A 17,946-nucleotide genomic window follows, 5' to 3' on the forward strand; every position below is an offset into this window, starting at 1 on the left:
GACGGTTCGGCGGTTTTGGGCGGCCCAGCGGACTTGGACGGTTCGGCGGTTTTGGGCGGCCCAGCGGACTTGGACGGTTCGGCGGTTTTGGACGGTTCGGTGAGGGACTCGACGATCTCTTCGGCGGCCGGAGCACCCGCACGCTGGCGATGGCCCCCTGCCGACGCCGGACGCAGGGGATCCGTCGGCGAGCGCGTAGAACGTCGCGGGGCCCATGGGTGGAGACCTCTCGTGGAGGAGCCCGTCCCCGACTGCGGCGCGGTGCGGTTGGGCGGGCGACGTTCTTGAGTCATCCCGTTTGCCGAGCCCTGAGTCGCCGAGCCCTGAGTCGCCGAGCCGCGTCCGGGGGGATGCCTCGGGGGCAGGGCGGTAGCCTGCACTGGCCGGTGCTGTCGATCTCCGGTTTCGTCCAGCTCGAAAGGCCAACCAGATTATGACGTCGGTATCGGAACAGGGACCGGACGCGGCGGGGCCGGCGGGTACCGGGCAGGCCGGCGAGGAGGACCTGCGGGCGTTGTTCGGGCAGTCCATCGCGATGTTCGCCTCCCTGGCGGGACCGGCGCATGTGGTGGAGACGGCGAACCCGGTGTTCTTCGCCGCCTTCGGCAGGGAACGGGCGCGCACCGGGGTCCCGGTCGTCGACCTGGTGCCCGAGCTTGCAGGTCAGGGCTTCCTTGAGGCGCTGGACCGGGTCTACCGCACCGGTGAGTCGAGCACCGGCCGGGACGTCAGGATCGTGCTGGGCACCGGCCCGGAGGCGCGGGAGGTGTTCTTCGACTTCACGTACGAGCCGCGGCGCGACGCGGAGGGCACCTCGACCGGGGTCCGAGTGATCGGTGTGGAGACCACCCAGGTGAAACACGCCCAGCGGCTGATGGCCGAACACCGGGCCCTGGTGGAGCAGATCGCCCGCCAGGTGCCCCTGGCCGAGGTCCTGGAGGGAATGGCCCGCTGCATCGAGGACCTGGCGCCGCACCGGGTGCTGGTCTCGGTGCTGCTGGCCGATCCCGACGGCCGGCACCTGCGCCACGGCGCCGCCCCCAGCCTGCCCGACTTCTACAACCAGGCCATCGACGGCATCGCCACCGGTGAGGGCGTCGGCTCGTGCGGTACCGCCGCCCACCGGCGCGAACAGGTCATCGTTTCCGACATCGCCACCGACCCGTTCTGGGCCGACTTCCGTCACCTGGCCGAGCCCGCGGGCCTGGCCGCCTGCTGGTCCACGCCGATCCTGGCCCGCGACGGCAGCCTGCTGGGCACCTTCGCCATGTACCACCCCGTCCCCCGCGCACCCCAGGACGCCGACCTCGCCCTGGCCCGCCTGTTCACCGACACCGCCGCTCTGGCGATCGAGCGCCACCACATCGAACAGGCCAAACTCGCCGCCGAGGCGAGCGCCCGCTCGGCATTGGAGGAACTGGCCAAAGCGGTCCGCGCCGAGCAGCGGTTGCGCGCCGAAGCCGAACAACGCGCCACCGCCGCCGCCGAACTCGCCGCACGCATCCGTGCCGCCGCGGCCCTCCAGGCCGGCGCCCCCCACCCCGAGAAGTGCCAGCTCGGCGGCGCCGCCGGATGCGCCGCACCGGCCGGGATCAAGGTCGCCGACTCATGGGGCGACTCGGCGTGGGGCTGCGTCGCCCACGCCGACGAAGCCCTCTTCAACGTGAAGCAGGTGTTCATCGCCAACGAGGAGTCCGGCGGACTGGCCGCCTACCTCAACCGCTGACCTGGGCCGGCCCGGGACGGGCGGTACGGCGGGTGGGAGGCGGCAAGGTCCTCCCGCGGCGCTGCGGCGAGACATCGAGCCATACCCAGGAGCACCGGACCGCTGCCGGCGAGCCCCGCCCTCGGGGGCGTTGCCGAGGAACCGCCGAACGTCGTCGGCGTGCCACCGGGCGACCACGTCCCCCCGGTGCTCGACGCCGAGGCGAGGCCTCACCGGTACCGTCCACGGCCGGTGGGACGGCGGCGGTGGACGGGCGAGCGGGCGGCGGTCAGTTCGGGCAGGCGTCGCGGCAGGCGCCGAAGCGCCCGGCGTCCGGCCGGGTGAAGACCGTCTCCTGTGTTCCTCGCACCGCCTCGGTCATCGCCTCCTTCCAGACCAGGCCGGGAACCGACGCGCCGTCCACCCGCGGGTAGTGGCGGCCGCCGATGGTCACGTCGGCCAGCGGGTGCTGGAACGCGCCGCGTGGGTCGCCGAGGCTGACGGCAGAGGCCAGGCCGGGGGTGTATCCGGCGTACCAGGCGGCGGTGAAGTTGTCGGTCGTGCCGGGCATGCCCGCCGCCTCGCGGCCGACGCCACCGAGCGCGCTTTTCTCCAGCACCTCCGACAGCACCGCGGTGACCGCGTCGGCGACCGCCGGATCCAGGACCTGGCCGCAGCGCGGAGGGAAGGAGCGCGGGACCCCCGAGCCGTCGCGGATCTCCGTGAGCACCGTCGGTTCGCAGAAGCGGCCACGGGCGGCGAGGCTGGCGTAGGAGTTGGCCACCGAAACGGGGTCGGCCTCGTTGACCCCCATCGTGAACGTCTCGAACTCCTGAAGCGGCATCTTGTCGGCACGCCTGAGCCCGAGCCGCTCGGCCATCCTGACGGTCTCGCACAGGCCGACCTTCTCCGTCAAGCGCAGGTAGAAGGTGTTCACCGCCTCCCGGGTGCCCGAGCGCAGGGTGACGAACCGGTCCCCGCGCTTCTCCAGGTTCACGATGGCGTGGGCCGGGTCGGCGACGGCCTGGCCCGCGCAGTTCTTGAACGCCATGTAGTTCGGGGCGCGGTACTCGTCCGAGATCCGGAAGCCGTCGTCGTGGCGCAGACCGGCGGCGAGCGCGGCGGCCAGGGTGTAGGGCATCGCCGTCGTGCCCTGCTGGAAGGCCGCCTCCTCTCCGCTCCCACGGCTGGTGGCCATGGCCCTGATGGCACCCTCACCCGGGACGATCATGACCTGGGTGGCGACCTGCTCGTCGTCACGGTGGAGGTGGGCGTCGACGGCCCGCTGCGCCGCCCGCTGAAGCCGCTGGTCGATCGTCGTGCGGATCGTCAGGCCGCCACCGGTGAGCAGCCCCGGGTCCTCGGCGAGAAGCCGCTCCCTGACCTGCCGGCACAGGTAGGGGTACCCGCTGCCCGCGCAGTCGCCGGAGAACTCCTCGATGACGGCGCCCTCGACGTCCAGCAGCACGCTCTTTCCCGCGACGGGGGAGACAGAGGCCCTGACGGTGGAATCCAAGGCCACGCGCTCCCCGCCCAGCCCGCCGTCCGCCGGGCTCCGCGACAGCATGATGACCGCGACCAGCGCACCCACCGCGGCGACGCCCAGGAAGACCAGCAATGCCTTCATCGTCGCCCTCCGGTGCGCCTCACTCCCCATCTGGATCATGTGGGAACGGCGCCGTACAGGCAACCGGCGGAAACGACGGGGGCGGCCCTGCCGACGTCGGCGAACCGAATGGCCGATGGTGTCAGCGGGCTGATATGGCGAGTGTTCCGGAACGGGTCGAAGATAACCGATTGTTCCTCAGTCTCCGAAACCGCCCCTGAACGGCAACCGACGGCTTGGGAAGGCGCCCGAAACCCTGGGGCTCCTGGTTTGAGACCGGTGGTTTGAGACCGGTGGCTTGAGAATGGCCATCTCACCCTCGTGAACCGGCGAACACGACCAGATCGCCTCGCTGCCGCCGACGTGACTTGTGTCCCGGTCCGCCGTGTCCGAGTGTTGAGGCATGAAGATCTTGATCGCCCTTGTCACCGTGCTGCTGTTGGCCATCGTGAATGGCTGCGGTGTGGTGCGGACCCGGGAAGCCGTGCCGTCGGCGTCGCCATCGGCCTTACATCCCTGCCCGGAAGCCGCTGAGCCGCCGATGTCCAGCCCTTGCGTGACGATGCCCTCCTGGGAGCGGAAGCACGCGGACAACGAGACATACCGTCAGCGCGCCACGCTTTCTCCGGAGGCGGCCGCGGAGGCCAAGCCGGTGGCCGAGGCCCTGCGGGGCGAATTCGCTGACCTGCGCGAGCGGGCACTGCATGGCGAGGCCCACGTCGCCAAAGCGGTCCGGGCGGTCGCCCCACCGGGAACGAACGTCGTCATCAGGGCGGGAGGCGCTCGCTCCGCCGTGGTGTTCGCGATCGAATTGCCGGGAGGATGCTTGACAGGCTTCTACGACGAGCGTGAGTCGAAAGTGGAGGCAGGGGGCTACATCAACGACGGTGGTTGCCTGACGGCTCCCGGTCACTGACCCCTGTCTCCACCAACGTCGTGACCATCCCGCCACCCTTCAGCGGTTTGGAGCCCTGGGCGGGAAGGGGCCGTCGGCTCCCTTCGGCTTCGTGGTCGCCGGTCGCCGGTTGGCCTTGGGGGGGATCCGAGGTCGGGGAGCATCGGAACCGTGATTCCCGGCCCGCGACCCGGTTGGGCCCGCCACACTCGATGCCGCACTCGGCATGACCCGCGTTCGGAACCGGCACCCGGTACAAGGCTGCCCTGTTTTCGGGGGTAGGCGCCAAGAATTGAGCGCGGTTGATGGTGGTGAAGCCGGAAAAGCCGTGTCCGTAAATCTTGTTACCAGGGTGTTCGACCGGTGAGAAGATCGGGGGTGCTCCAAATATCAAACGCAGTACTCGCAAGATTACCGAGACCACTGCACGCACTTGCGCTGAAGCACCATGAGCTGCTGAAGTTCGCGGTGGTGGGTGGAACAGCGTTCTTGGTGGACAACGCGGTGTTCTACGGGCTGAAGCTCACCGTCCTGGAACCGAAGCCGGTGACCGCGAAGGTCATCGCGGTGCTCGTGGCGACGATCGTGTCTTATGTGCTGAACCGTGAATGGTCGTTCCGGACCAGGGGCGGCCGCGAGCGCCGTCATGAGGCGGCGCTGTTCTTCCTGGTCAGTGCCGTCGGTCTGGTGCTCAGCTCCGTGCCGCTGTGGATCTCCCGGTATGTGTTTCGCTTGGAGACCCCGGACGTGGGCCTGGTGACCCAGGAGATCGCCGACTTCGTGAGCGCGCAGATCATCGGCACGCTGATCGCCATGGTCTTCCGCTTCTGGGCGTTCCGGAAGTGGGTCTTCCCCGACGAGAAGGCCCAGTCCGGCGGCGTACGGCTGGCTCCCAGTCCCGATTCCACGGACGAGGCGGCTTGATGGCAGCGGCCCCTGGAAGGCCACAGTGATCGTGGCCGTGGGGCCATTGCGGTGCTTGGCCACGATCAGGTCGGCCCCCCGCGCGCGGGGAGTCGCGCTCGGCGGCGTCCTCGCGGTGCACCAGGACGACGAGGTCGGCGGTGCGGGCGACAGCGTCACACAGATCGGTTTGCGGGTCCGGCACTCGGCCGCAATCCACCTCGGACGGGCGGTCGAGATCGGCGGAGACGACGATGGGGATCTCCAGCCGCACAGCGAGCGCCTTGAGGGTGTGGACGGTTTCGGCGACCTCGCGTTCCCAGGGGCCGCCGTATACGTCGGGACGGATGTGGCGCAGGCCGTCGACGGCGACCAGACGGGCCCACTGGGCTCCTTGACGTCGCCGGCCGTTCGGTTGCTGCTCAAGCCCCATGAAAGCCCAGAGTTCGCCTGAACCCAAGCGTTGACGCTGGACCGCTGGGGTGGCCTGGGAGATCATACGCCCTTGGGTTCACCGGAACTCAAGGCCGTTCATGGTCGGCCGGCACCAGGCGGTGCTCATGACAAGGCGACGGCGGTCGGCCCGGCCCGGCGAGCGGCTGGGACGCCTGAGCTGGTGTACGGAGCCGACCCCCGCGTGAGCAGGCGTTCTTTGTCAGGGCAACGCTCGACACCGGACCAAGGCGTCCATGGGCAGGCCAGCCATGCGCCTCCTCGTCTTCACCACCACTACGAAAACCTCAACGAATAGGAAAAAGCTTCACCGATCCCGAGATTCCCTCAACTGCTGGACCAACGCCTTCTGTACGGGGAACGCCCAGGTCCTGGAGCTATGGCGACGATGGAGGGCTCAGGAAACCGTGGGGTTATTCCTCACCCCGAAACTGGGGGTCCCCGTAGCGAACAGCGAAAATCCAACGGCAGCCGGGACCCCCACCCAGGTACGAATTTCACCCGCGCCTCCTGTCGTTGATGCCTGCGGCGGGTGCGAATCGCCTGAGGCGGGCCGAACCCTCGTCGGCGATACTGGATCCATGGAGTATGTCGGCCGGGTGCCCGCCCCGCCGCTCGACCGGTTCATAGACGACATCTACTGCCTGACCGGGGTGCCTGGTCACCGTCGGATGGTTGTCCCGCCGATGCCGTCGACGCACCTGGTCATCAACCTGGGCGAACCTGCCCGCCTGTGGGATTCCGACCCTTCGGTGCCTTCGGAAGTGGTGTCGGACGGGTGGTTCGTGGGTCTGTGGACCAGGCGTTTCCTTTATGAGTACCCCACGCTGGTAAGGCTCGTCGGGGTGCACTTCAAGCCTTGGGGGATGGCGGCGTTTGTCGACATGCCGGCGACCGATCTGCGGGACCGGTGGGTGCCCGTCGACGCCGTGTGGCAAGGGTCCGTGGACCGGATCCGCAACAGGGTCGGCGAGGCCACGTCCGCCGCCGAGACGCTGCGGATCCTGGAGGAGGAGCTGCGCTCGCGCCTGGTCGAGGCGCCGTCGCGCGGGCTCGACCTGGTCCAGCACGTCGGCGGGTGGCTGGAGACCTCCCATGGTGCGACCCCTGTCGGTGCGCTGAGCGACGCCGCCGGAGTCAGCACCACCACCCTGGCCACGCAGTTCAAGGCGCACGTCGGGGTCACTCCGAAGAAGGTGGCTCGGATGTACCGCTTCACGCAGCTGATCAGGTCCGTGGACGCCCTGCGCCCGGTCGACTGGTCGGAGCTCGCTCTCATGGCGGGCTACTTCGACCAGGCCCACTTCAGCAAGGAGTTCAAGGACTTCACCGGCCACACCCCGACGGAGTACCTGGCGCTGAGACGCCGGATGCCGGCCAAGCGGGAGTTCCCGCCGGACGACGGTCCGATGCCTGCTTCTTGATTTTCTACAAGCGCAGCCCTTCCCGAGGCCAGCACAATCGGAGGTGACCACTCCAGAAGACTTAAGGAAACCCCCATGGGCGTAGTGATCATGCACAACGTGGTGTCGGTGGACGGCTTCATTGCCGACAAGAACGACGGAGTCGGGCCGCTCCACGACTGGTACTTCAGTGGGGACACCCAGCTCACGAAAACCGGTGCAGGGGACGGGGACTACGACCACTCCCAGGGTGAAGGCGGCTTCAGGCTCTCGCGTGTCTCGGCGGCGTACGTCCAGCCGGTGTGGGACTCGATCGGCGTGATCGTGATGGGCCGCCACCAGTTCGACCTGGTGAACGGCTGGGAGGGCCGGCAGCCCGCGGGCGACCACGTGGTCGTGGTATCCCACCGGCCCAAGCCCGAGGGCTGGCACCCCGGGGCTCCGTACCACTTCGTCGATGGAGTGAAGGCCGCGATCGAGAAGGCCCAGGAGCTCGCCGGCGACCGGGTCGTCGCCGTGAGCGCCGGCGAAGTAGGCGGCCAGATCCTCGCCGCCGGCCTCGTGGACGAGGTGGCGATGGACGTGGTGCCGGTGGTGTTCGGGTCGGGCAAGCGCTTTTTCGGTAGCTTCGACGGGCAGCAGCTGCTGGAGGATCCCCACGTGGTCGTCCAGGGCAACCGGGTGCTGCACCTGAGGTTCAAGGTGCGCCGCTAGGGCCTGTACGGACTTCGGATCTTCAGATGGGTTGAAGGCTTCGAAGCCACAAGATGGCTCCGTGGAGATGAAGGCCCGCGAGGTAGCTTTCGGGGGTCTTGTCGAAGCGGAAGGCCGGCCCGCGCCACTCCTTGATGCGATTGATGCAGCGTTCGGCCGTATTGCGCTGCTTGTACAGCTCTGGATCATGGCTGACCGGGCGGCCACCATGGGAACCGCGGTTTTGGCGGTTGGCCGCCTGGTCGCTCTTTTCCGGGATGACGGCCCTGATGTGGCGCCGACGCAGATAGAGGCGGTTGCCGCGAGAGGAATAGGCCTTGTCGGCGGCCACCGCGGCCGGGCGGGTGCGCGGGCGGCCGACCGGTAGCCGGACCTTGATACGCGCCAGGACGGTATGAAACTGCGGGCTGTCTCCGGCTTGTCCCGGGGTCAAAGCGAAGGACGGCGGGCGACACCGCCGATCGGCCGACGGGTGGACCTTGCTGGTCAGCCCACCTCGAGAGCGGCCCAGCCCGGCTGCCGTCAGCCGGAGACGGCGCCGCCGTCGTAGTCGCCGACGTTCGTTGTCGCGTTTCTGGTCGTCGCCGGGTTCGCCGTCTTGGGTGTTTTGCTCCTTTGGTGTAGCCCCTTTTCCTGTTCGGCGGCCTTCTCCAGCGCCTCCAGCAGTTCGGGGTCCATGATCATCCCAGCAGCGTGGTGATGGGCACGGACCATGGTGGAATCCACGCTGACCAGGTCAAGGTCAACCTGCCCGCGGGCAGCGGCCTCAGCGATCATCGCCTGCGTCAACTCCTCGAAGACGCCCATAGCCGCCCAGGATCGGAAGCGGTCATAGACCGTGGACCACGGCCCATATTCGTGGGGCAGATCCCGCCACGGGCTGCCGGTACGAAATCGCCACATCACCGCATTGAACCGCTGCCGCAGGTCCGGAATGGGACCGCGCTCACCCAAGGGCAGATGAGGATCGATCAAGGACCATTCATGATCGGTGAGCTCTCCACGCGCCATAGCGATGGCCCACCAGGACCACAGACCACCGCGCAGGCGAATCCCACTGATCTCAACCCCGTACAGGCTCTAGGCCGAAATGAGTGACGTGCGAGCAAGACTCTCCAGCCTGTGGATCGTCGTCATGTTCACCATGCTCTACGCGGATGTCCTCGGTTTCCTGGACGCCGGATTTCTGCGGGGGCTCATGGCGGGGCATGCCGAGGGTGTTCCCGTCACCCCGCCGCTCCTGGTGGGATCCGCGGTCATGGTCGAGATCCCGATCGTGATGGTGGTGCTGTCGCGTGTGCTGAGACCGGCGGTGATCCGGCGGGTCACCTTGGTGGCGGCCCCGCTGACCGCGGCGTTCGTCATCGGCGGCGGATCGGTGAAACCCCACTACCTGGTCCTGGCCACCGTGGAGGTGGTGTGCCTGGCCGTCATCCTGCGGCAGGCCTGGCGCATGGACACCTCACCCGCCGTGAGCCGTCCCGCGGGATGGGGCTTCACCGATTTGATGCGGCCCTGCCGGGTCAGCTCGTTCGACACGCTCCCCGGATGACGCTCCCCGGACTCACCTCGCCCGGCGAGCTTCGGCGTCGCGGGTTCAGTAGCGAGGACACGCTGGGTCTCTGGGCGGCACGGCGCAGGCATCCAGGGGTGGCGTCCTGGGGTATCCCCAGCCGCCGCCGCCCGTCCCGGGATCTCCCCAGCCGCCCGGGTTGCCGCCTGTCCCGCCGCCTGTCCCACCGTCGGGGCTCCCGCCACCGGGGGGCGTCGGCGGCTGTGGCTGCGGCGCACCACCCCCGCCGCTACCACCGCCTGTGGTGCCGCCGTCTCCGCCGCTCTCTTCGCAGTCGAAGAGGGGGCAGTTTGGCGGCATGGCCGCGGCGGGACCGGCGCTGACCAGGCTCGCGGTGCCCATCGCGAAGAACGCGGCCATGACCAGTACGGCCTTGTGTTTCTTGTTCATGCGGTCACTCCTTTCGTCGTCAGACACCCGAAAGGATCTCCGGCCGCCCTTGGAGGCCGGTTGTGAATCGATGAGAGCCGCCGCCGTGTCTTGTGCGTGCCGTAGTTTCCGCAGATCAGATGGATGTCCAGCTCCACCGGGACGGTCTTGCCGATGGTGATCAAGAACTTCTCGAACTCGGCGAGGGCGGCGGTCTCCTCCGGCACAGCGCGCGGGTGGGCGGGGCCGCGCGGTGGGGGAGGGGGTGGTGGGTAGAATGGTGGCACTCCAAGATCGCGCTCCCCGGAAAGACGTCGCGGTACGGGAGCGCGCCGCGCACGGTGACCGTGCCCGGTGCTGGAGGGGCGGCAATTCCTTCCGCGTGCCCTTCTGGAGGTTGGATTCCATGAACGTAGGTCTCGGCCTGCCCATCAGCGATCCGTTGTCGCTGCTCTCCTGGGCCCGGCGCGCCGACGCCGGTCCCTTCACCACCCTCGGCCTGCTCGATCGGCTCGTCTACGCGAACCCCGAGCCCCTGATCACGCTGGCGGCCATCGCGGGGGCCACCTCGCGGATCCGCGTACAGACAGAGGTGTTGCTCGGTCCCCTTCGCGAGTCGGCGCTGCTCGCCAAGCAGGCCGCGACCCTGGACCGCATGTCCGGCGGCCGTTTCACCCTCGGCATCGGGATCGGGACACGCCAGGACGACTACCTCGCGGTGGGAGCCGACGTCCGGGGTCGCGGGCACCGGCTCGACAGGCAGCTGGCGACGCTGCGGCGCGTCTGGTCCGGTGAGCCCTACAGCGAGGAGGTCGGGCCGATCGGCCCGACCCCCGTCCGCGAGGGCGGCCCGGAGATCCTGATCGGCGCCTTCGCCCCCGCCGCGGTGGAGCGCGTCGCCCGATGGGGGGACGGGTACCTGTGCGCCGCGCCCGCCGGTATGGCCGACCGGCTCATGCGCGACGTCGAGAGTTCCTGGACCCAGGCCGGACGGTCCGGACGGCCTCGCATGGTCGCGCAGGTCAACGTCGCCCTCGGCCCCGAGGACACGGTGAGGGACGCCACGGAGGCGATCACCTCCTACTACGGCTTCCTGGGCGACACCACCCGGGTCGTCGAGAACATGCTCACCACGCCGGAGCGGATCCGTGACGCGATCCGCGCGTTCGGGGACCTCGGCGCCGACGAGGTGGTGCTCTACTGCTGGGCCCGCGACGCAGACCAGGTCGACCGCCTCGCCGACGTGGTGGCCTGACCCTGGACGTGGTGGCCTGACCCTGACGGCCACGGCGGCGGCCGGGGCTCGTGGCGCGCCGGGATGGCGCGCCACGAGCCGCGGTTCACCTGGTGAGGGTGAGGGTGTCGACGTCGAACAGGAACCCGCCGCCGCCGGTGAAGGTGAGGAACAGCGGACCCGAGGCCGAGCCGGTCAGCGGGGTGGAGACGTTCCGGAAGGTCTCCCAGCCCCCGGTGTTCGGTACGGCCACCGAGCCGAGGACGGTTCCGGTGGCCGATCCCGAGCGGACCTGGATGGTCCCGCCGGATCCGGCGGAGGAGACGCGGGCGCCGAATGCGGTGGCGCCCGCCGTGCTGATCGACGAGTAGCCGACCCAGTCGCCGTTCTCGATGAACCCGGCCGTCCTGCCGCCGCTGGCCGGGCCGTGGTCGGCGATCTGCACGCCCGAGTTGGAGGTGTAGGACTCCGCCTCGGCCGTGGTCTGGATCGGGCCGGTGCCGCCCAGCTCCTTGATCCGGACGTTGCGGAAGGAGACGTCGTCGCCGGTGCCGTGGTTCTGGATGCCGATGTGCCCCTCGCGGATGCTGCGGGCCGGGTCGGTGTTGGTGAAGTCGTTGATCCTGACGCAGTTGAGGAAGACCTGGAGCCGCTCGCCCTGGACGAGGAGCTCGTAGGTGTTCCACGCGCCCGGCGGGTTCAGCGCCGCGTCGCGGGCCGCGATGTCGGCGGCCTTGATCGCGTAGATGGACCCGGTGGTGCGGTCGACCGCGTCGGTGGCGTCGATCTGGACCTCGTACCCCTTGGAGGTGTTCGTGGGGTCGGAGGCCGACATGCCCACGAAGACGCCCGAGTTGTCGTCCCCGGCGACCCTCCAGTCCAGCTTCAGCGAGTAGGAGAAGTACTTCTTCGCCGAGTACCACAGCACGCCCATGCCTCCGGTGGAGGTGAGGGTGGCGTCGGTGTTGGTGAAGCCGCCGGGGCCGCTCTGCGTCCAGCCGGTGGTCGAGCCGTTGTACAGGGTCGTGTAGCCGGTCTCCGCGCGGCAGTCGGCCTTCGCCATCCCGGCCGCGTACCGGATGCCGCCGAGCAGCAGCGACCGGAAACCCGTCTCGGTGTACGAGCTCGCGGTGTGCCCGAGCCCGGTGTAGAACGAGCGGCCGGACGCCAGCGGACGGCACCAGGTGATCGGGTGGTCACCCATGTCGCCGCCGCTGTAGCTGCCCTCGTCGAGGTTCTGCAGCACGCGCGCGCTGTTACGCGGGTTGGTGCGGTAGTTGTACCACTCGTCGCTTCTGGACCAGGTCGGGCCCAGGTGGGCGGTGGCCGCGTGCGCGCGGTCCTCGGTCCTGACCGTCGCCTGCTGGGGTGCCGGATGACCCTTGAACCAGGCGCCCGCGAGGTTGCCGTAGAACGGCCAGTCGTACTCGGTGTCGGCGGCGGCGTGGATGCCGACGTAGCCGCCGCCCCCGTTGACGTAGGACTCGAACGCGGTCTGCTGGGTGCCGTTGAGCACGTCACCGGTGGTGCTGAGGAACACCACCGCCTTGAAGCGCGCCAGGTTGGACGCGGTGAAGGCTCCCGCGTCCTCGGTGGCGGTGACGGTGAAGTTGTTGGCCGAGCCGAGGTCGCGGATCGCCTGGAGACCCGCGGGGATCGAGTCGTGCCGGAAGCCGGCCGTCTTGGAGAAGACCAGCACCTGGTAGGCGGGGTCGGCGGCCTGGGCCGCGGTGGGGACGAACATGGCCGCGCCGACCATCGTGGCCACGGCTGTCGCCAGGCCACCTCGGACGAACCTCCGCCCGGCCGTCCTTTCCGGCCTTCCGGGGGATCGCCGCGCCGCAGCCGTCGCCGCCTCGTCCACGATCGAGGGTGTCATGGAGAGTAACCGGCTCCAGGGTCGAGAACGTTGTGACATGGGGGTCCTTTCCTGACCTGGGGGGTAAGTCAGGCAAGGCGCGCGCCGCCGCGCTGGTTGCCATGGTGCTCGAAGCTTTATTTGTCGCGAAGAACAATTAACCGGTGCGTAACACGTGTATATCGTGCCGCGCACCCCGATGGAAGACGACGCGTTGGCGACCGGCGAAGGTGGCGCAGGTGGGCGCCGGGTATTTCGTCCGGATATTTCATCTCACGGGCCGGGCGGCGCGTCAGGTGACGGGGACGATCCTCGCCTCGACGAGGCGGCCCTCCTCGACGCGGAGCGTGCCCAGGGTGCCGTGGGGCTGGCGGCGGCGGTCGGTGGGCGAGCCCGGGTTGAAGATGCGAAACCCGTCGTCGCCGTGGTCCAGCGGTATGTGGGAGTGCCCGAACACCACCAGGTCGGCCTCGGGAAACCGTCGCCGCATCCGGGCGAGCCGCCCCTGCGCCGTGCCGCTGTCGTGGATCATCGCCACGCGCAGCCCGCCGAGGTCCAGTTCGAGCGTCTCGGGGGCCACCACGTCCGGCCCGTCGTTGTTGCCCTTGACCGCGCGCACCGGGGCGTAGGCGGCGAGTTCGTCCAGCACCCCGGCGACGCAGATGTCACCCGCGTGCAGGATCAGGTCCGCGCCCCGCAGATACCCGGCCACGGCCGGCGGGCACGACTTCCACCGCCGGGGCGCGTGGGTGTCGGACAGCACCACCACGTTCATGTGTCCATGCTCCCAGCTCCCAGCTCCCACCGCCGCCGCGGGAGGGCCCCTTCGCGGGAGGGTTCTTTCCGGGGGCGTCCGAGGCTCGCTCCTCGGGTCGCGTGGCGCTCGGCGGGTTCCGGGCCGGGCCGCGCGGGTCCGGCCCGGCCCGGTTCCGCAGGAGGAGCCGTCCGGCTCGCGGGAGCCGTGTCCCGGGTTTCCGGGCAGGCGCCCCGGACGGCCCCGTCGCGGCGAGCCCGTCCGGGCCGGGTGTCAGACGGCGCGGGCGACGGCGATCGTCGATCCGCTCCGCTGGCCCGCCTCGTAGAACATGTACTCCACGCCGCCGTCGGTGCCGAAGGAGGGCGCCGCGCTGCGGCCCCTGTCGGGGGCGCCGGTCAGGGGCCGGTGGAAGACGCCGAGGTGGACCTCCCGGTCGAAGGCGTTGCCCACCTCGGTGAGGAACATGTTCCCGCTGTTGCCGTGGTAGACGACGTACGCGGTGCCGTTGCGCTTGAGCAGGTGCGGCCCGGACAGGTCGGTCTGCCCGTCGGGGGCGGGCGACACCAGCGGGGTGGGGTCGAACCGCCAGCTCTTGCCGTCGGACGACCAGCCCCAGAAGATCTTGCGGGAGCCGCCGGTGACGCCCATGAAGATCATGACGTACCTGTTGCCCAGCCCCGGGACCGCGTGCTCGAAGACCCGGGCGTAGGAGGCCTCCGTCGCGCCGGGGATCGCCGCGGTGGTCAGCACCGTGCCGTGGTAGGTGAAGCGCACGCCGTCGGTCGACCAGGCCATGCGGGTGGTGTTGTTCTCGCCGTGGAAGTACATGTGAAACTGCCGGTTGGCCGCGTTCCAGATGACGTGCGGCGACGAGACGTGGCTCACCGAGTAGTGCGGTGACCAGGTGTTGGAGATGATCGGGTTGTTCGGGTACTCGGTGAACGGGCCGCCGAGCGAGTCGCCGTAGGCCAGGCAGATGCCGCCGGGCGCGTCGTGCGGGGCGTAGTAGAGGTAGTAGCGCCCCAGCGGGCTCGCGATCTTGTCGTACATGCCCCGGACGCAGGGGAAGATCAGCTCGTTGGTCGGGTTGTAGCGCAGGCTCGCCTTGTTGAACGGCGTGCCGATGTACTGGTACGAGGGGAATCCGGCGGGTCCCAGCGCGGCCACCGCGCCGGCCACCGCGCCGGCCGGCGCGGACGTCTCCGCGAGCGCCGCCGTGGCCGCCCCGGGGAGGGCGAGCCCGAGACCGCCGGCCACACCGGCGCCGACCGCCGCGCGCAGGAGTCCGCGGCGGTCCAGGAGGGGTTCAGACATTGACTGTCCCTTCGCGACAACATTCACCGTGAGTGATGGTGAGGACATCTCTCTGATCGCAAAGGTTCGGCCAGGCGTGCGCGCCCGTCAAGGTGCTAATACGGATTATCACCGGCGGGATTTCCATTCCATGATCATGGCGCCCGGCTCTTGACAGGATCCGGTAGCGGATTGCAGGATGACGTCCCAACCTCGCTAATGCGCATTATCACCAGATGGGACGCTACGGATCGTGACCTCCCCCGGCCGCCGGCTCACCCAGCAGGACATCGCCCGCATCGCGGGGGTGAGCCAGACGACGGTGTCGCTCGTCCTCAACAACCGGACCGACGCCGAGGTCCGCATCGCCCCCGAGACGCGTGAGCGGGTGCTGCGGGTTATCAGGGAGACCGGATACGTCGCCGACCCGGTCGCCCGGCGGCTCGCCGAGCGGCGCAACCGCATCCTGGGCGTCTTCACCTACGAGGCGGTCTTCCCGACCGCGAGCGCCGACTTCTACCACCCCTTCCTGCTCGGCATCGAGGAGTGCGCCGAGGAGATGGGCTGCGACCTGCTGCTGTTCACCAGCGCCAGGGCCGCGGGGGAGCGGCGCCGGATCTTCAACGAGGACAGCCGGGTGCGGCTGGCCGACGGCTGCGTGCTCCTCGGGCGCGCCGTCGACCGCGACGACCTGGCCCGGCTGCTGGCGGAGGGCATCCCCTTCGTCTCCATCGGCCGCCGCGACGACGCGGGTGCCCCGGTGCCGTACGTGGGCGCCGACTACTCGCCCGCGGTGCGCGCCCTGGTCGACCGGGCGGCGGGGCTCGGCCACCGGAGGCTGGCCTACGTCGGCACCGGGGCGGGCGCCGAGTCCCCGGCCGACCGCATGCGCGGCTTCCGCGAGGCGGTGGCCGCCGTCGGGGCCGAGGGGTCGCACGTGCCGGTGACCGGCAGGACCCCCGAGGAGATCCTGGGGGAGCTGTCGGCCACCGGGGTGACTGCGGCCTTCGTCGAGGAGCCCGCCGACGCCGTGGCGATCATGCACGCGGCGGGCGAGCGGGGCCTCACGATCCCCGGCGACCTGTCGATCCTCGCGCTGGGCGCGCCGACCAGGCCCGTCCGCGTCGACGTCGACCTCACCGGGTTCCGCATCCCCCGGCAGGAGATGGGCCGCAGGGCCGTCGAGCTGCTGGCGGAGGTGCTGGAGGGCGGCGGGGGGACGATGAGGACACCGCAGGAGTTACTGGCCTGCGAGCTGGTCGAGGGATCCACGCTCGCGCCGGCCCGGAGCTGACGGACGGAGCTGACCGGATGGAGCTGACCGGATGGAGCCGACGGACGGAGCCGACCGGACGGTGAGACCACCGGAAGCGCCAGGAACACCGGGAACGACGAGACCACCGAGAGCACCAAAAGCGGCGAAAGCGGCGAAAGCGCCGGAACGGCGAGAAGGCAGTGAGAACGACGATGATGGGAGAGACCCCCGACGTGGTGGAGATATCGGCGGACGCGGTGGTCGTCGGCGGCGGGCTGGGCGGCGTCGCCGCCGCGCTGGCGCTGCTGCGGGCCGGGCGCACCGTGATCCTGACCGAGGAGTACGACTGGCTCGGCGGGCAGCTGACCAGCCAGGCCGTACCGCCCGACGAGCACTCCTGGGTGGAGCGGTTCGGCGTCACGGCCTCCTACCGGGCGCTGCGTGACGGCATCCGCGGCTACTACCGCGACCACTACCCGCTGACCGCGCGGTCGCGGGCCTGGCGGGAGCTGAACCCGGGCGCCGGGCACGTGAGCCGCCTCTGCCACGAGCCGCGCGTCGCGGTCGCGGTGATCGAGGCGATGCTCGCGCCGTACCGGGGTTCGGGGCGGTTGCGCGTGCTGCGGCCGTACCGACCGGTCGGCGCGGAGGTCGACGGCGACCGGGTGCGGGCCGTGCGCCTGGAGCACCGGGACGGGGGCGGGGAGGTCACGGCCGTCGCGCCGTACGTGCTGGACGCCACCGAGACGGGCGAGCTGCTGCCGCTGACCGGCACCGAGTACGTGACGGGGTTCGAGTCGCAGGGCGACACCGGGGAGCCGAGCGCGCCCGCCGAGGCCCAGCCGATGAACATGCAGGCCGTCTCGGTGTGCTTCGCGATCGACCACGTCGACGGCGACCACACGATCGATAGGCCCGCCGCCTACGACTTCTGGAGGAGCTACCAGCCAGAGTTCTGGGGCGACCGGCTGCTGTCCTGGCGCTGCCCGCACCCCAGGACCTTGGAGATCGTGGAACGCTCCTTCACTCCCAACCCGGACGACGACCCGCTGCTGGTGGAGGCCGACCAGCGGCTCAACCCCGGCGACGCGAACCTGTGGACGTTCCGCAGGATCGCCGCGCGGCGCAACTTCGCCGACGGCGCCTACGCCAGCGACATCACCCTGGTCAACTGGCCGATGATCGACTACCTGGAGGGCCCGGTCATCGACGTGCCGGACGCCGCCGCGCACGTGGCCGCCGCCCGGGAGCTGTCCCGCTCCGTGCTGTACTGGATGCAGACCGAGGCGCCGCGCGCCGACGGCGGGACCGGTTTCCCCGGCCTGCGCCTGCGCGGCGACGTCACCGGCGGCGGCGAGGGCGGGCTGGCCCAGGCCCCCTACATCCGCGAGTCGCGCCGCGTCCGCGCCCTGTACACCGTCGCCGAGCAGGATCTCTCGCTCGCGGTGCGCGGAGACAAGGGCGCGGTGAGCTACGCCGACTCCGTCGGGGTGGGGATGTACCGCATCGACCTGCACCCCTCCACCGGGGGTGACAACTACATCGACGTGGCGAGCTCGCCGTTCGAGATCCCCCTCGGCGCGCTCGTCCCGCAGCGGATGACCAACCTGCTGCCCGCGTCCAAGAACATCGGCACCACCCACATCACCAACGGGGCCTACCGGCTGCACCCGGTGGAGTGGAACGTCGGCGAGGCCGCGGGCGCCCTCGCGGCCTTCTGCCTGGACAACGCCACCACCCCGCACGCCGTACGCGAGGACGAGGGCCTGCTCGCCGACTTCCAGCGGCGGCTCACCCGCGACGGCGTCGAGCTGCGCTGGCCGCAGGTGATCGGCTACTGACCGCTCGCCCGGCCGGCCGCCGACCGGCCGCCGACCGGCCACCGACCAGGCCACCGACCAGGACGCAGACCGGCTGCCGGCCGGACG

Annotated in this window: 15 protein-coding genes and 2 pseudogenes; 9 read left to right on the forward strand and 8 right to left on the reverse strand. The window is 70.1% G+C overall.

From position 1 onward, the window contains the following. The first annotated feature begins 433 nt into the window (after positions 1 to 433). Positions 434 to 1,726, forward strand: coding sequence for a GAF domain-containing protein (locus ACSC1Q_RS26465; RefSeq protein ID WP_436761381.1), 1,293 nt, complete (start codon positions 434 to 436; stop codon positions 1,724 to 1,726). A 268-nt stretch (positions 1,727 to 1,994) separates the two neighbouring features. On the opposite strand, the gene ACSC1Q_RS26470 is transcribed toward ACSC1Q_RS26465, so the two are convergent. Further along, entirely contained in the window at positions 1,995 to 3,332 is a 1,338-nt protein-coding gene (locus ACSC1Q_RS26470) for a hypothetical protein (protein ID WP_436761382.1), read from the reverse strand. A 382-nt stretch (positions 3,333 to 3,714) separates the two neighbouring features. On the opposite strand from ACSC1Q_RS26470, the gene ACSC1Q_RS26475 reads away from it, so the two are divergent. Together ACSC1Q_RS26475 and ACSC1Q_RS26480 are read left to right on the forward strand one after the other, a co-directional pair. Continuing rightward, complete coding sequence (locus ACSC1Q_RS26475; protein WP_436761383.1) at positions 3,715 to 4,227, forward strand: hypothetical protein; 513 nt, start codon at positions 3,715 to 3,717, stop codon at positions 4,225 to 4,227. Between the two features lie 450 nt (positions 4,228 to 4,677). Continuing rightward, on the forward strand, positions 4,678 to 5,130 hold the full coding sequence (locus ACSC1Q_RS26480) for a GtrA family protein (protein ID WP_436761384.1): 453 nt from the start codon (positions 4,678 to 4,680) through the stop codon (positions 5,128 to 5,130). A 151-nt stretch (positions 5,131 to 5,281) separates the two neighbouring features. Here the strand turns inward: ACSC1Q_RS26480 and ACSC1Q_RS26485 are convergent. Next, a pseudogene (locus ACSC1Q_RS26485) lies at positions 5,282 to 5,608 on the reverse strand (hypothetical protein); the annotation flags it as partial. Positions 5,609 to 6,143: 535 nt separating this feature from the next. On the opposite strand from ACSC1Q_RS26485, the gene ACSC1Q_RS26490 reads away from it, so the two are divergent. Then, the gene (locus tag ACSC1Q_RS26490) at positions 6,144 to 6,986 is read left to right on the forward strand and encodes a helix-turn-helix domain-containing protein (protein WP_436761385.1); all 843 of its coding nucleotides are present in this window, start codon (positions 6,144 to 6,146) and stop codon (positions 6,984 to 6,986) included. 75 nt (positions 6,987 to 7,061) lie between these two features. Then, complete coding sequence (locus ACSC1Q_RS26495; protein WP_436761386.1) at positions 7,062 to 7,679, forward strand: dihydrofolate reductase family protein; 618 nt, start codon at positions 7,062 to 7,064, stop codon at positions 7,677 to 7,679. Between the two features lie 22 nt (positions 7,680 to 7,701). Here ACSC1Q_RS26495 and ACSC1Q_RS26500 read toward each other — a convergent pair. After that, positions 7,702 to 8,690 (reverse strand): annotated as a pseudogene (locus tag ACSC1Q_RS26500) (IS5 family transposase). Positions 8,691 to 8,778: 88 nt separating this feature from the next. Between ACSC1Q_RS26500 and ACSC1Q_RS26505 the strand changes: the two are divergent. Then, positions 8,779 to 9,231, forward strand: coding sequence for a DUF6326 family protein (locus tag ACSC1Q_RS26505; RefSeq protein ID WP_436761387.1), 453 nt, complete (start codon positions 8,779 to 8,781; stop codon positions 9,229 to 9,231). Positions 9,232 to 9,276: 45 nt separating this feature from the next. Here the strand turns inward: ACSC1Q_RS26505 and ACSC1Q_RS26510 are convergent, their stop codons facing one another. Together ACSC1Q_RS26510 and ACSC1Q_RS26515 are read right to left on the reverse strand one after the other, a co-directional pair. Further along, positions 9,277 to 9,642, reverse strand: a complete 366-nt coding sequence (locus ACSC1Q_RS26510; RefSeq protein ID WP_436761388.1) for a hypothetical protein — start codon at positions 9,640 to 9,642, stop codon at positions 9,277 to 9,279. Next, entirely contained in the window at positions 9,639 to 9,848 is a 210-nt protein-coding gene (locus ACSC1Q_RS26515; RefSeq protein WP_436761389.1) for a hypothetical protein, read from the reverse strand. Before ACSC1Q_RS26515 ends, ACSC1Q_RS26510 begins: the two co-directional genes overlap by 4 nt. A gap of 179 nt (positions 9,849 to 10,027) precedes the next feature. Between ACSC1Q_RS26515 and ACSC1Q_RS26520 the strand changes: the two genes are divergently transcribed. Then, positions 10,028 to 10,876 carry an LLM class flavin-dependent oxidoreductase gene (locus ACSC1Q_RS26520; protein WP_436761390.1) on the forward strand — a complete coding sequence of 283 codons (849 nt, stop codon included), beginning with the start codon at positions 10,028 to 10,030 and terminating at the stop codon, positions 10,874 to 10,876. Between the two features lie 85 nt (positions 10,877 to 10,961). Here ACSC1Q_RS26520 and ACSC1Q_RS26525 read toward each other — a convergent pair whose 3' ends face one another. The 3 genes from ACSC1Q_RS26525 to ACSC1Q_RS26535 all read right to left on the reverse strand — a co-directional run bounded on the left by ACSC1Q_RS26525 (position 10,962) and on the right by ACSC1Q_RS26535 (position 14,784). Beyond that, positions 10,962 to 12,614 carry a ThuA domain-containing protein gene (locus ACSC1Q_RS26525; RefSeq protein WP_436761579.1) on the reverse strand — a complete coding sequence of 551 codons (1,653 nt, stop codon included), beginning with the start codon at positions 12,612 to 12,614 and terminating at the stop codon, positions 10,962 to 10,964. A 391-nt stretch (positions 12,615 to 13,005) separates the two neighbouring features. Next, on the reverse strand, positions 13,006 to 13,488 hold the full coding sequence (locus ACSC1Q_RS26530) for a metallophosphoesterase family protein (protein WP_436761391.1): 483 nt from the start codon (positions 13,486 to 13,488) through the stop codon (positions 13,006 to 13,008). Positions 13,489 to 13,740: 252 nt separating this feature from the next. Next, on the reverse strand, positions 13,741 to 14,784 hold the full coding sequence (locus ACSC1Q_RS26535; RefSeq protein ID WP_436761392.1) for a hypothetical protein: 1,044 nt from the start codon (positions 14,782 to 14,784) through the stop codon (positions 13,741 to 13,743). Positions 14,785 to 15,016: 232 nt separating this feature from the next. Here ACSC1Q_RS26535 and ACSC1Q_RS26540 point away from each other — a divergent pair, with 232 nt between their 5' ends. Both ACSC1Q_RS26540 and ACSC1Q_RS26545 read left to right on the forward strand, forming a co-directional pair. After that, a complete protein-coding gene (locus ACSC1Q_RS26540) occupies positions 15,017 to 16,057 on the forward strand; it encodes a LacI family DNA-binding transcriptional regulator (RefSeq protein ID WP_436761393.1) in 1,041 nt (346 codons plus the stop codon). Between the two features lie 161 nt (positions 16,058 to 16,218). Further along, a complete protein-coding gene (locus tag ACSC1Q_RS26545) occupies positions 16,219 to 17,859 on the forward strand; it encodes an FAD-dependent oxidoreductase (RefSeq protein WP_436761394.1) in 1,641 nt (546 codons plus the stop codon). The last annotated feature ends 87 nt before the right edge of the window (positions 17,860 to 17,946 follow it).

Source organism: Streptosporangium heterodermiicola, from assembly GCF_051390675.1.
Classification (GTDB): domain Bacteria; phylum Actinomycetota; class Actinomycetes; order Streptosporangiales; family Streptosporangiaceae; genus Streptosporangium.

Coding starts and splice junctions, on each gene's coding strand:
- ACSC1Q_RS26465 (WP_436761381.1), top strand. CDS start 434: ATGACGTCGGTATCGGAACAGGGACCGGACGCGGCGGGGCCGGCGGGT.
- ACSC1Q_RS26470 (WP_436761382.1), bottom strand. CDS start 3,332: ATGAAGGCATTGCTGGTCTTCCTGGGCGTCGCCGCGGTGGGTGCGCTG.
- ACSC1Q_RS26475 (WP_436761383.1), top strand. CDS start 3,715: ATGAAGATCTTGATCGCCCTTGTCACCGTGCTGCTGTTGGCCATCGTG.
- ACSC1Q_RS26490 (WP_436761385.1), top strand. CDS start 6,144: ATGGAGTATGTCGGCCGGGTGCCCGCCCCGCCGCTCGACCGGTTCATA.
- ACSC1Q_RS26495 (WP_436761386.1), top strand. CDS start 7,062: ATGGGCGTAGTGATCATGCACAACGTGGTGTCGGTGGACGGCTTCATT.
- ACSC1Q_RS26510 (WP_436761388.1), bottom strand. CDS start 9,642: ATGAACAAGAAACACAAGGCCGTACTGGTCATGGCCGCGTTCTTCGCG.
- ACSC1Q_RS26520 (WP_436761390.1), top strand. CDS start 10,028: ATGAACGTAGGTCTCGGCCTGCCCATCAGCGATCCGTTGTCGCTGCTC.
- ACSC1Q_RS26525 (WP_436761579.1), bottom strand. CDS start 12,614: ATGGTCGGCGCGGCCATGTTCGTCCCCACCGCGGCCCAGGCCGCCGAC.
- ACSC1Q_RS26530 (WP_436761391.1), bottom strand. CDS start 13,488: ATGAACGTGGTGGTGCTGTCCGACACCCACGCGCCCCGGCGGTGGAAG.
- ACSC1Q_RS26535 (WP_436761392.1), bottom strand. CDS start 14,784: ATGTCTGAACCCCTCCTGGACCGCCGCGGACTCCTGCGCGCGGCGGTC.